Source organism: Amycolatopsis sp. NPDC004169 (assembly GCF_040610315.1).
GTDB lineage: Bacteria > Actinomycetota > Actinomycetes > Mycobacteriales > Pseudonocardiaceae > Amycolatopsis.
Genome location: NZ_JBEXMD010000002.1, coordinates 335,039 through 347,456, shown reverse-complemented (window position 1 = coordinate 347,456; position 12,418 = coordinate 335,039). Strand labels below are relative to the sequence as shown.

Sequence of the window (12,418 nt, the reverse complement as noted above, 5' to 3'; positions counted from 1 at the left end):
AAGTCCCTTAGCTAGGCTAAGCAAGTTGCTTGCGTATGGCAACCAACAGGGCGAAATGCATGGGAGAGCATGATCACAGTCGCTTGACTGTCCTTTGAGGACCCTTTACTGAGCGGGTTGTGCACAAGGTGCAGCCGGAGGGCCTGGCTGTGGACAACTCCGTTGCGCCAGCCGGGAACTGTCGGTGCTTGCCGGTAGCGGGGCCAACCGCGGCAAGACCGTGCCCGCGGCGGCGGTGCCCGGAACGGTGACCGTCTGCTCGCCCAATTCAGCGGTGATCGCCTCGACCAGGTTTCTCTCCGAGGCGGGGTCGTGGACCTTGGCGATCGCGGTCAGTTTGCGGCGGCCGGCTTTGGCGATCCCGGCGGGTCCGCCGGAGCGGGAGGGGATCTCCGGCACCGCCGGGTGGCTGATCCTGGAGCCGATGGCGTGTTCGAGGGCGGGGTGGATGCCGGTGAGCAGGCCGCGGATGCGGTTGCTGATGCGGGTGGCTTCGCCGGCCAGGGCGTCGTCGAACCCGATCAGCACCTCCAGCTCGACCAGGGCATCGTCGCCGACGTCGACCGGCCGGAGTGCGTAGGGCAGGGAGCGTGGGGCGTCGGCGATGCGGCTCATGGCCAGGCCGGGCAGGTAGGCGACCTGGTGTCCGGCGGTACGGGCGACCGCGACCGGCAACGCCCCGATCGTGGCCGCTTGGTTCACCACGACCAGCGGTGGCCCATGCTTGGCGAGCTTGTCGAACAGGGCCTCCGGCCCGTCAGTCGCACCAGCCCCAGCCACTGGCGGCGCCGGCGGTCGTGCCGCCGTCCCCGGCCCTGTCTCCGACCCAGCCCGCGTACTTGATGCACTGAGGCGCATACCCCCGCACGACGGCGTAGTACTTGAAGTTCCCGCGGTCGTAGACGTTCTGGCTCGAGTCCTCGGAGTCCCGGTACAGCCCGGCGAAGGTGTCGGTGGCGACCCCGATGAAGGACCACTTGATGGTGACGACGCAGTTGTAGCCCCCGGCCTTGTAGAGCAGGTAGACCCCGCCCCACTTGCTCCCGCCGTCGGTCTTGGCCGGCAATGAAGAGATGACCCGGTAACCGGCGCCGCAGACTTCGGTCGGGGTGTACGGGTTCGTGGCCGCTCCGGCGGGCGGCGCGGCCGTCAGGACGGCGGCAACACCCAGCAGGGCGACCAGGGTCCGGCGCAGAAACTTCATCGGAACTCCTCGTTTCGTCAGTTGCAGGACTCCACGCCCCACCACGCCCGCGGGTTGAGCTGCGTCACCCGACCGGCCTAAGCCCCGACGAGGCGCCCCAGTACGGCCACGCCCTCCTCGATCTCCGTCGCCGTCCGTGCCGCGTACCCCAGCACCAACCCGGGCCGCCCCGGGAGCTGCCGGTGCCACGACAGCGGCTGGACCTTCACCCCCTCCCCCAACGCGGCCGAAGCCACCTCCACGTCGTCCACGTCGAAGTCGAACGTCACCGTCAGGTGCAACCCGGCGGCCGCCCCGTGCACCACCGCCGAAGGCAGCGAGGCCGACAACGCCCGGATCATCGCGTCGCGACGACGCCGGTGGCGGGAACGGACCACCCGCAGCTGCCGCTCCAGCTCGCCCGTCTCCATCAGCCTCGCCAGGACCAGCTGCGCCAGCACCGCGTTCCCCAGGTCCGCGAACCGCTTCGCCGCCACGAGATCACCGAAGAACCTCGGCGGCGCCAGCAGCCAGCCCACCCGCAACGCCGGGGCCAGCAGCTTCGACACGCTGCCCGTGTAGCACACCTCCGGCAGCATCGACCGCAGCGCAGGCACCGGCGCCCGGTCGTAGCGGTGCTCGGCGTCGTAATCGTCCTCGAGCACGATGCCGCCGGACGACGCCCAGCGCAGCAGCTCCCGCCGCCGCGAGCCGCCCAGGACCACCCCCGTCGGGAACTGGTGGGCCGGGGTCAGCAGCACCGCCGGGGCCGCCAAGGCCGCGACCTGCACGCCGTCGTCGTCGACCGGGACCGGCGGGGTGGCCAAGCCGCAGTGCTGCAGGTGCTGGCGCGCCCCGAGCGACCCCGGGTCCTCGACCGCCACCGCGGGCACGCCGTGCTGCCGCAGCACCTGCCCCAGCAACGACAGCGCCTGCGCCACCCCGGCCACCACGATGATCTCGCCCGGGTCGACCCGGATCCCGCGGTTGCGGGCCAGCCAGCGCGACACCGCCAGCCGCATCGACGGCGCTCCGCGCGGGTCGCCGTAGCCGAAGTGGGACGGCTCCAGTTCGTCCAGCACCGCCCGCTCCGCGCGCAGCCACGCCGCCCGCGGGAACGCCGTCAGGTCCGGGACGCCGGGCGTGAGGTCGATCCGGGCCGGCGCCGCGCGGACCGCGTCGAACACCTCCGCGCCAGGCATGGCCGTGATCACCTTTGCCGGCGAAACGGCGGCCGACGGGGACGGTGGCAGCACCGGCGCGGCGACGATGACCGTGCCCGCGCGGCCGCGGCCCGCGGCGTGGCCGTCGTCGATCAGCCGCTGGTAGGCCTCGGTCACCACGCCCCGGGACACCCGCAGCTCGGCCGCCAGCACCCGCGACGCCGGCAGCCGCCCGCCGACCGGGAGGCGGCCGTCCGCGACCGCCGCGCGCAGCTGCCCGGCGAGCCAGTCCGCGAGCCCGCCCGGCGGTGCCGACCGGATGTCCAGCTGGAGGAAGTCCGAGCCTATGGACTCCTCGGCGGACGACGTTTTGGCTCTGTCCATCGGGCCATTGTCGCAGCACGCTGGGCTCATGGACACCGCTTACGTGCACGGATACACCCAGCCCGAAGCCCGCCGCCTCGGCGACCAGGCCGACACCCTCGCCGAGCTCCTGCACGCCGGAACCACCTACCCCGCCGGCAGCCGCGTGCTCGAAGCCGGCTGCGGCGTCGGCGCCCAGACCGTCCACCTCGCCGCCCGCAGCCCGGGCGCCCACCTGACCGCCGTCGACATCGAAGGAGCGTCGCTGGCCCAGGCGCGGCAGAAGGTGCCCGGCGTCGACTTCCGGCGGGCCGACCTGTTCGACCTCGACGGCGAGTACGACCACGTCTTCGTCTGCTTCGTCCTCGAGCACCTCCCCGACCCCGGCAAAGCCCTCGCGCACCTGAAGACGCTGCTGCGGCCGGGCGGCACGATCACCGTCATCGAGGGCGACCACGGATCGGCGTTCTTCCACCCGCGCAGCGAGGCCGCCCAGGACGCGATCGGCTGCCTGGTCCGGCTGCAGGCCGAAGCCGGCGGCGACGCGCTCCTCGGCCGCCGCCTCCACCCGCTGCTGACCGGCGCCGGGTTCGGTGACGTCGCCGTCGAACCGCGGACCGTCTACGCCGACGCCTCCCGGCCCGGCCTGGTCACCGGGTTCACCCGCGACACCTTCACCGCGATGGTCGAAGGCGTCGGCGAGACCGCCGTCGCCCGCGGGCTGATCCCGCCGGACCGCTGGGACGAGGGGGTCGCGGACCTGCACCGGACCACCCGCGAAGACGGCTCCTTTTGCTACACGTTCTTCAAGGCCACCGGGAGCAGGCCGTGAAGCCGCGGCCGGCGGGCAGCAGCGACGTCGTCGACCGCGACCTCGAACGGCTCCGCAACGACCTGGCCACCCGCGAGCCCGATCACCGCGAGACGCGCTCCAAGGCCATCAGGTGGTTCCGCACCCGGGTCGCCCCGGGCACGCACTCCCCGGCGTAACAGGAAAGCGCGCGCTCCCAGTGCGAGCGCGCGGCCTCCGGCTCACCGAGTCCACTGTGGACCTCACCGAGCCCGCAGTGGGCCCGGCCCTGTTCGGGACGGCAGCCTGTTTCCTTCGCCACGGCCAGGGCCGCACGGTGGTACCGCAGCGCCTCCGACGCGGCGCCGCGGGCGGCGGACAGGCTGCCGAGGCTGTTCAGCACGCGGGATTCCACGCCGCGGTCACCGCATTCGCGGGCCAGGCTCAGCGCTTCTTCGAGGTGCTGGGCCGCCTCCGCGTGCCGCCCCTGCGCCAGCCGGACGTCACCCAGGTGCTTCAGCGAGATGCTGCGGTTGGGCGGGCTTCCGGTCTCCTGCGCGATCTCCAGCGCCCGCTCCAGGTGGACGGCGGCTTCGGCGTACCGGCCACGCGCGTGCTCGACGTCGCCGAGGATGCCCAGCGCGTACCCCTCGCTGACCCGGACCCCCATCGCGCGCAGGTGCGCCAGCCCCTCCTCGACGGCCTGGACCGCTTCGTCGTGCCGGCCCAGCGCCGACAGCGAGTCGCCCAGGTTGACCAGCGCGTACCCCTCGCTCGTGCGGTCGGCGGTCTCGCGGGCCAGTGCGAGCGCCTCTTCGAGGTGGCCGATCGCTTCGCCGTACCGGCCGATGCCGCGGCAGGAACAGCCGAGCACCACCAGGACCAGGCCTTCGCTGGTGCGGTCGCCGGTCTTCCTGGCCAGTGCGAGGGCCTCGGTCGAGTACCGGATCCCGTCGGCGAACCGGCCCAGCGCGCGGCACACCAGCCCGAGGGTGTTGACCGAGTGGAGTTCGGTGCGCCAGTCCCCGGTCTCCCGGGCCAGGACGAGCGCCTCCTCCAGGTAGCGCAGCGCTTCCGGAGACCGGCCGACCCGCCAGTGGCCCAGCGCGATCAGGATGAGCGGCTCGGCCTCGGCCACCCGGTCGCCGACGTGGTGGGCCAGCGCCGACGCGTGCGTGTGCAGCACCAGCGCTTCCTCGTGGTAGCCGCCGACGTCGAGGTAGTGCCACAGGATCCCGGAGAGCAGGCGCAGGTGGTCCGGCCAGCCGTGGCGCGTCGCGTGCGCGGCGACGGCCAGGAGGTTGCGGCGCTCGGCCTCCAGCCACGCCTGCGCGTCGAGCACCTTGACCTCGGGCTCCGGCGCCCGCGGCCGCAGGTGCCGTTCCTGCGGCAGAACGACGTCCATCGCCTGCCCGGCCGAGGAGACGTAGAAGTCGAACAGCCGCTGCTGCGCCTCACGGCTTTCGACGGCGTCCCCGGCGGCGAGCTCGGCGGCGTAGACGCGCAGCAGGTCGTGCAGCTGCACGCGGTCGTCGCCGGTCTGCTGCACGAGGTGGGCGCGCACCAGGGTGCCGGCCAGCCGTTCCGCCTCCGGCAGCGGGACGCCGGCCAGCGCGGCCAGCGCGGGCGGCGTCAGGTCGCGGCCCGGGTGCAGGCCGCAGAGCCGGAACACGCGGGCGGCGTCGGGCGCCAGGTTGCGGTAGGACCAGGAGAACACCGCGCGGACCGCGGTGAGCGGGTCGCCGCCGCCGTCGAGCAGGTCGAGCCGCCGCCGTTCGTCGGCCAGTTCGCCGGCGAGCGCGGCCAGCCGCTCCCCCGGCCGGCTCAGCGCCAGCTCCGCGACCAGCCGCAGTGCCAGCGGCAGCCGGGCCGCGTACCCGATCAGCGCCGCGGTGGCTTCGGGCTCGGCGTCGACGCGCGCGCCGAGCAGCGCCCGCAGCAGGTCACGGGCTTCGGTCTCGGTGAGCAGGTCGACGAGCACGCGGCGGGCGCCGTGCCGGGCGATCAGCCCGGGCAGCGCGTCCCGGCTGGTCACCAGGACCAGGCAGGACGGCGAGCCGGGCAGCAGCGGGCGGACCTGCCCGACCGAGTTCGCGTTGTCGAGCACCAGCAGCATCCGCCGCCCGGTGAGCGCGGTGCGGAACTTCGCGGCGCGCTCGTCCGGCTCGGCGGGGATGTCCGCGCCGGCGACGCCGAGGGCGCGCAGGAACCCGGACAGCGCGTCGCCCGGGTCCACCGGCCGGACCGTGCCGTAGCCGTGCAGGTCGAGGTAGAGCTGGCCGTCCGGGAACTCCTCCGGCGAGCGCTGCGCCCAGTGGACCGCGAGCGCGGTCTTGCCGACCCCGCCGGTGCCGGAGAGGACGGCGATGCGCGCGCCGGTGTCGCCTTCGTCGCGGTGCAGCAGCGCGTCCAGCTCGGCCAGCTGGGCGGCCCGGCCGCGGAAGCCGGGGACGTCGGCGGGCAGCTGCGCGGGCACCCGGGCGGGCGGCTCCGGCACGGCGAAGTCCTGCCGCAGCACCTGCTGGTGGGCGGCCCGCAGCTCGTGGCCCGGTTCCAGGCCCAGCTCGTCGGCGAGCCGCCGGCGCACCTCGGCGAAGACGTCCAGCGCGGCGGCCTGACGCCCGGACGCGGCGAGCGCCAGCACCAGCTTCGCGTGCGCGGACTCGTTCAGCGGCTCCTCCGCGGTCAGCACCCGCAACTGCACCGCCGCGTCTTCGGGAGCGGCGACCCCGGCGTAGGCCAGCACGGCCTTGGCGCGCCGCATCGCCAGCGCGAGCCGGGCGGGGTGCTGACGCAGCCGTTCGACGTCGGCGAGCGCCGGCCCGCGCCAGAGCCCGAGCGCCTCCTTGAGGGCGTCCCGTTCGAGGAGGGCCTCGAAGCGCAGCAGGTCGAGCTCGTCCTCACCGGCGACGAGCCGGTAGCCGCCCTTGTCCGTGACGATCAGCTCGGCCGGCCGCAGCGCCCGCCGCAGCCGCGCCACGTAGGTGTGGAGCAGCTCCTGGCACGTCGGCGGCGGCTCGTCCCAGATGACGTCGACGAGGTCCTCGCGCCGGACCGTCCGGTTCGGCTGCAGGGCCAGCAGCGCGAGCAGCAGGCGCTGCTTTTCGGCGCCGATCTCCACCGGTTCGGTGCCGCGGGTGACCGTCAGCGGGCCCAGTACGCCGAGCCGCACGGGCTCCGGCGGGGCTTCGGCAAGCGCTTCCCGCAGCTTGCGGGCCGTCTCCGGCCGGGGCCGCCGGACGCTGCCGAGTTCGGCGTTGCGCACCGCGCGCAGGCTCAGGCCCGCACGCTCGGCGAGCTGGGCCTGGGTGAGCCCGGCGAGCACACGCCGGTCCCGCAGCCATCCGGCGAACGACAGGCCTTCGTCCACAGGCGTCCTCTCCCTGCGTCCCCCGAGCGGAACGTACCTCTCCAGCATCACGATCGTGCCGCCCGAGATGTACCACCGATCGGCGAAGATAACCGTTTCCGCAGGTACGGACCGTGACGACGGCGGCAGGCGCGGGTACAGGCGCTCGTCCACCGCGCTTTCCTAGGCTTTTCGCGTCCGGTGGTGGCGAGGGGTTCGCGGAGCAGCCGTCGAGTGGGGTACGACGGCTGCACCCGCTCCCTTCACACGCCGAAGCGCTCGAGCAACGCCCGCACCGCGGCCGGGTCCTCGACGTGGGCGTTGTGCCCGAGACCGGCGAGCGTGACGGCGTCGGGATCGAGGGCGCGCAACTGCTCCGGACGGCTCATCGGGTCGTTCTCGCCCGCGGCGAGCACCACCGGGCAGCGCGCCCCGGCCAGCAGGGCCGGCATGTCCGGGGCACCGAGGCCGAACGCGGCCGGGTCCATCGCGAGGCGCCAACCTCCCTCGGTCTCGCGAAGCCCGGCCGGATCGGCGGGAGCGATCCCGAGCAGCCCGGACACCTTCAGGTACGCCTGCTCGGCGTCTTCCCGGGTCGCGAACACCCGCGGCGGCTTGGCCGCGAACGAGGCCGCGCGGTTCAGGTCGTCCTGGCTCCACTCGACCTTCACGCCGACGGCCAGCACGCCGGCGACCTCGACGTCGTGGCGGTCGGACGCCAGCTCCAGCGCGAGCACCCCGCCGAGCGAGTGGCCGGCGACGATCAGCGGCCCGCCGTCCGGCAGCGCCCGCGCGACCGCTTCGGCGAGCGTGGCGAAGCTGTAGTGCGGCAGTGGTGCGGACGGGCCGTGGCCGGGCAGGTCGGGCACCAGGACGCGCCGGTCGACCTGGACGGCGAAGTGGTTCCAGACGGCGCCGGTCGCGCCGAGGCCGTGCAGGAGGAGGACGGCCGGTTCGCCCTTGCCGCCGATGCGCATGTTGAGCGTGTCCATCCGCGCAGCCTCCCAAATTGTCGGTGGCCGCGGCTAGGGTCGGGCCCGTGACGATCACCGATCCGGAGACCTACGTGCGCGGGGTCCCGTACGACGAGCTGGCGCAGCTGCGGCGCGCCGGCCCGGTGGTGCGCGTCGACGATTTCTGGGCGGTGCTGGGCCATGCCGAGGTCCGGCGGGTGCTGCGCGAGCCGTCGGTGTTCTCGTCCCAGCTGGGCGGGACGCAGATCCGGGACGCGGCCGACCTCGCGTACGTGCGCCGGATGATGCTGAACATGGACCCGCCGGAGCACGGACGGCTGCGCGGGCTGCTCACGAAGGCGTTCACCCCGCGCGCGATCGCGAAGCTGACTTCGCAGATCGAAAGCTGGGCGCGGGAACTCGTCCTTGCCGTCGCCGGCGACGGCGAGTGCGACTTCGCGCAGCTGGCCGCCGACCTGCCGCTGCGCACCCTGGCCGGGGTGTTCGGCGTGCCGGAGGAGGACCGGCGGCTGATGTACGACTGGAGCAACCGCGTGATCGGCTACCAGGACGCCGAGTACGCGGTGAGCGCGACGGTCTCCCCGGCCGAGGTGAGCGACCTCGCCCGGGCCGCGCTCGCCGTCCGGCCGTCGCCGGGGCCGGACGGGTCGATGCCGGACCCGCGGACGCGGGCGGGCATGCCGGATCTCTACGCGTACGCGAACGCGCTGGGCGAGTACAAGCGCGAACACCCGGGCGACGACGTGATGAGCAACCTGATGCGGCACGTCGGCGACGACGGCGGCCGCGTCTCACTCGCCGAGTTCGAGAACCTGTTCTGGCTGTTCTCCGTGGCCGGCAACGAAACCCTCCGCAACGGCCTGCCCGGCGGGCTGCTCGCCCTGCTCTCCCACCCCGCGGAATACCGCCGGTTGCTGGCCGACCGGTCACTGCTGCCCTCGGCGGTCGAGGAGATGCTGCGGTTCTGGACGCCCGTCATGCACTTCCGGCGCACGGCGGTGTCCGACGTCCGGTTGTCCGATGTGGACATCCGAGCCGGGGAGAAGGTGGTGGTCTGGTTCTCCTCGGCCAACCGGGATCCCGCGGTGTTCCCCGATCCGGACACCTTCGACATCGGCCGGACGCCGAACGACCACCTCACCTTCGGCCACGGCCCGCACTTCTGCCTCGGTGCGCACCTGGCCCGGGTGCAGCTGCGGGCCATGTTCGAGGCGGTGCTCGACCGGCTCGGGTTCGTGGAGCTCGCGGGCGAGCCGGTCCGCCTGCGGTCGAACTTCCAGAACGGCCTCAAGTCGCTGCCGATCCGGTGGGGCCGCTGATGGAGATCCGGGAGCTGAAGGCGTTCGTCGCGGTCGTCGAGGCGGGCGCGATGTCGAAGGCGGCGCGGCAGCTGCACGTGAGCCAGCCGGCGCTGTCCCAGACGATCACGGCCCTCGAACGGCGGCTCGGCGTCCGGCTGCTGGTGCGCACCAGCACCGGTGTCCAGGTCACCGAGGCCGGGACGACGCTGCTCGGCGAAGCCCGGGCCGTCCTGGCGCGCCACGACCAGGCCCTTTCCGCGATGGCCCGGCACACCGCGGCCGGCGGCGGGGTGCTGCGCGTCGGCGTCCCCCTGGAGCTGCCGCCGGACCTGCTGCCCGCGGCGCTCGCGCGGCTGCCGGACGTGCGGGTGCAGGCCCGGCACCTGTCGTCGGTGGCGCAGGTGGCCGCGTTGCGGGCCGGCGAGCTGGACGTCGGTCTGGTGCGGGAGCGCCCGGCCGGAGCCGACCTGGACGCGGCGCTGGTGGTGACCGAGGACGTCGGTGTCCTGCTGGCCGCGGACGTCGCGGAGAAGCTGGGCTCGCCGGTCCGGCTGGAGCGCCTGGCCGGGCTGGAGTGGTTCGCGTTCCCGCGGGCGGGCAGCCCGGCCTGGTACGACGAGCTGGCGGCGATCCTGCGCAGCCACGGCCTCGACGTCGGCCCGGACGTGCCGGAGGAGCAGCGGCTGATCGTCGAGCTCAAGATCCCGGCGGTCAGCGCGGGCGCGGCGTACGCCTTCGCGCCGCCGGAGTGGCCGTACCCGCTGCCGGACACGGTGCGGTGGGTGCCGCTGGCCGGCAACCCGATCGTCCGGCGGACCTGGGCGGTGTGGCCGGCGGCGTCGCGCCGGCGTGACATCGCGGAGTTCGTCGCGGCGCTGGAAGACCATCAGCACGGCGGATCGGAGGTATAAGGAGGGCCGAACCCGGTTCCGGAAGCCTTCTCCGGGCGATCTCGCTTGAACCCTTCGACCGAGAACGCGAAGGAGTTTGAGCGATGACTGCAGAACTGTCCGGATCGACGGCACTGGTGACCGGCGGGACGAGCGGGATCGGCCGCGCGACGGCGGTCGCGCTGGCCGGGCTGGGCGCCCACGTGGTGCTGTCGGGCCGGGACGCCGGCCGCGGCGCCGACGTCGTCGCGGCGATCCGCACGGCGGGCGGCAAGGCCGACTTCGTCGCGGCGGACCTTGTGGACGCCGCGTCGGCGCGCGCCCTCGCGGACCGGGCGCGGGAGCTGGGCGGGCCGATCGACGTGCTGGTCAACAACGCCGGCATCTTCCCGACCGGGCCGACCGCGGAGTTCCCGGAGGCGGATTTCGACGCGGTCTTCACGACGAACGTGAAGGTGCCGTTCTACCTGGTCGCCGAGCTGGGACCGGAGATGGCGGCACGCGGACACGGCGCAATCGTGAACGTGTCGACGATCGTGGCGCTCCGCGGCATGGCGGGCATGGCGGTCTACGGCGCCTCGAAGGCGGCGGTGGAGCTGATGACGAAGGCGTGGGCGGCCGAGTACGGGCCGTCCGGCGTCCGGGTCAACGCGGTGAGTCCCGGCCCGACCCGCACGGAGGGCACAGCGGCCTTCGGCGACGGCCTGGACGAGCTGGCAGCGGCAGGCCCGGCCGGCCGAGTGGCCTCCCCGGAGGAGATCGCGGCGGCGATCACGTTCCTGGCCACGGGCGACGCGAGCTTCATCCAGGGCGCGGTGCTGCCGGTGGACGGTGGCCGGCTGGCGGTGTGAGCCCTCGCGGGACGGCGTCACTTCAGGAAGGTGACGCCGTTCCGGGGACGTTCGTCCACCGTCAGCGCGAACACGTCCGGCCGCGCGTAGTGCCCCGAGAGGTGCTGGCCCGGCACTACAAGCTGAACAACGTCGTGCCCGCCGCGGAACGGGTCGTCGCCCGAGGTCTCGTACGGGCACGCCGAAACCACGAAACACCGGCCCTCGTCCGCGATGTGGCGCATCGACGCCTGCCAGACGTCGCGGTCGTCCGCCGTCGGGGCGCACCAGATCTCGACGCCCTTCGCGTACATCGCCGCCCGCAGCAGCGGCATGTGGTTCTCCCAGCAGATCGCCGCGCCGGCCAGGCCCGCCGCCGTCGGGATCGCCGGGAGCGTCGAGCCGTCGCCGCGGCCCCAGAACAGGCGTTCACGCGCCGTCGGGACGAGCTTGCGGTGCTTGGCGACCAGCCCGGATTCCGGATCGAGGAACACGACCGTGCTGTACAACGTCGAGCCGTCGCGCTCGATGACGCCGACGACCAAGGTTGCGCCGGTCCGGGCGGCGAGCTCGGCCAGCTCCGTCGTCTCCGGGCCCGGCACCGTCACCGCGGCGTGGAAGTACTCGGGGAACGGCGTACCGCCCGGGTAGCCGCCGAGCACCGCCTCCGGCAGGACGACCAAGCCGGCGCCGCGGATCTCGTCCTCGAACGCCAGGATCCGCTCGATCTGGACACCCGTCGCGATCTGCAGCGCGGCGACGACCGTCATCCGCGGGCCGGCCACGGCACGACCGCCGACGTGCGCCGCTGGTAGTCCGCGTACTCCGGGTACCGGGACTTCGTGATGCTCTCCGTGAAGCGCGTCGAGCCGACGAACAGCAGCGTCAACAGGACCGCGCCGACGACCGTCCACTGCAGACCGCCGGCCACCACGCCGAACGCGGCGATCGCCCACCACTGCGCCTGCTCGAAGAAGAAGTTCGGGTGCCGCGAGTAGCGGAACAGCCCGGCCTGCAGGAACCGCGTCGGTGCGCGGCCCGCGTGCTTCTCGCGGTGGAACGCCCACTGCTGCTGGTCGGCGACGGTTTCCCCGGCCAGGAACGCGAGGAACACCACCGCGACGACGACGTCCGCGACCCCGAAGCCGCCGGGATGCTCCAGCGCGGTGAGCGCGGGCAGCGTGATGAGCAGCAGGATCACGTTCTGGTAGAGCGAGATGAAGAAGAAGTTGAACAGCTGGAACTGCCACGGCGCCATCCGCTCGCGCAGCACCGCCCACCGGTAGTCCTCGCCGCCGGGCGCGTAACCACCCTTCCGGGCGAAGTTGAACGTCAGCCGCGCGCCCCACAGCGCGACCAGCGCGAACATGACGTCGAGCCGCGCGTCGGCGAAGCCCGCCGCCCCGGCGAAGATCCCCGCGTAGGCCACCGGCACGATCGACCAGATCCGGTCGACCCAGGAGTACTCCCTGGTCAGCACCGAGACCAGCCAGGTGCCGAGCGTCACCCCGGCGAAGACGTACAGGCACACCCGCAGCGCGTCCATGTGCTCACTTTAGGACCTAGGATCGACGG

At 73.5% G+C, this 12,418-nt stretch carries 10 protein-coding genes and 1 pseudogene; 4 read left to right on the top strand and 7 right to left on the bottom strand.

The genetic code is table 11. From position 1 onward, the window contains the following. Window positions 1–201 precede the first annotated feature (201 nt). From ABZX11_RS04340 to ABZX11_RS04330, 3 genes and pseudogenes are all read right to left on the bottom strand, one after another. Window positions 202–747: pseudogene (locus ABZX11_RS04340) on the bottom strand (transposase); the annotation flags it as partial. Between the two features lie 10 nt (window positions 748–757). Next, entirely contained in the window at window positions 758–1,204 is a 447-nt protein-coding gene (locus ABZX11_RS04335; RefSeq protein WP_354909751.1) for a hypothetical protein, read from the bottom strand. Between the two features lie 77 nt (window positions 1,205–1,281). After that, window positions 1,282–2,730 (bottom strand): PLP-dependent aminotransferase family protein, encoded by a 1,449-nt coding sequence (locus ABZX11_RS04330; protein WP_354909748.1) that lies wholly within the window; start codon window positions 2,728–2,730, stop codon window positions 1,282–1,284. 28 nt (window positions 2,731–2,758) lie between these two features. Between ABZX11_RS04330 and ABZX11_RS04325 the strand changes: the two genes are divergently transcribed. Beyond that, on the top strand, window positions 2,759–3,541 hold the full coding sequence (locus ABZX11_RS04325) for a methyltransferase (RefSeq protein WP_354909746.1): 783 nt from the start codon (window positions 2,759–2,761) through the stop codon (window positions 3,539–3,541). A gap of 82 nt (window positions 3,542–3,623) precedes the next feature. Here the strand turns inward: ABZX11_RS04325 and ABZX11_RS04320 are convergent, their stop codons facing one another. Continuing rightward, window positions 3,624–6,869 (bottom strand): tetratricopeptide repeat protein, encoded by a 3,246-nt coding sequence (locus ABZX11_RS04320; protein ID WP_354909743.1) that lies wholly within the window; start codon window positions 6,867–6,869, stop codon window positions 3,624–3,626. Between the two features lie 242 nt (window positions 6,870–7,111). Next, window positions 7,112–7,840 (bottom strand): alpha/beta fold hydrolase, encoded by a 729-nt coding sequence (locus ABZX11_RS04315; protein WP_176172098.1) that lies wholly within the window; start codon window positions 7,838–7,840, stop codon window positions 7,112–7,114. A 47-nt stretch (window positions 7,841–7,887) separates the two neighbouring features. On the opposite strand from ABZX11_RS04315, the gene ABZX11_RS04310 reads away from it, so the two are divergent. The 3 genes from ABZX11_RS04310 to ABZX11_RS04300 all read left to right on the top strand — a co-directional run bounded on the left by ABZX11_RS04310 (window position 7,888) and on the right by ABZX11_RS04300 (window position 10,864). Continuing rightward, window positions 7,888–9,141, top strand: a complete 1,254-nt coding sequence (locus ABZX11_RS04310; protein WP_354909739.1) for a cytochrome P450 — start codon at window positions 7,888–7,890, stop codon at window positions 9,139–9,141. After that, the gene (locus ABZX11_RS04305; protein WP_254896908.1) at window positions 9,141–10,034 is read left to right on the top strand and encodes a LysR family transcriptional regulator; all 894 of its coding nucleotides are present in this window, start codon (window positions 9,141–9,143) and stop codon (window positions 10,032–10,034) included. Before ABZX11_RS04310 ends, ABZX11_RS04305 begins: the two co-directional genes overlap by 1 nt. Before the next feature lie 83 nt (window positions 10,035–10,117). Then, window positions 10,118–10,864: an SDR family oxidoreductase gene (locus tag ABZX11_RS04300; protein WP_354909737.1), complete on the top strand. Its 747-nt coding sequence runs from the start codon at window positions 10,118–10,120 to the stop codon at window positions 10,862–10,864. Window positions 10,865–10,881: 17 nt separating this feature from the next. Here the strand turns inward: ABZX11_RS04300 and ABZX11_RS04295 are convergent, their stop codons facing one another. Continuing rightward, window positions 10,882–11,628 carry a nitrilase-related carbon-nitrogen hydrolase gene (locus ABZX11_RS04295; protein WP_354909734.1) on the bottom strand — a complete coding sequence of 249 codons (747 nt, stop codon included), beginning with the start codon at window positions 11,626–11,628 and terminating at the stop codon, window positions 10,882–10,884. Next, complete coding sequence (locus ABZX11_RS04290; protein ID WP_354909732.1) at window positions 11,610–12,389, bottom strand: DUF1295 domain-containing protein; 780 nt, start codon at window positions 12,387–12,389, stop codon at window positions 11,610–11,612. Before ABZX11_RS04290 ends, ABZX11_RS04295 begins: the two co-directional genes overlap by 19 nt. Window positions 12,390–12,418 lie beyond the last annotated feature (29 nt).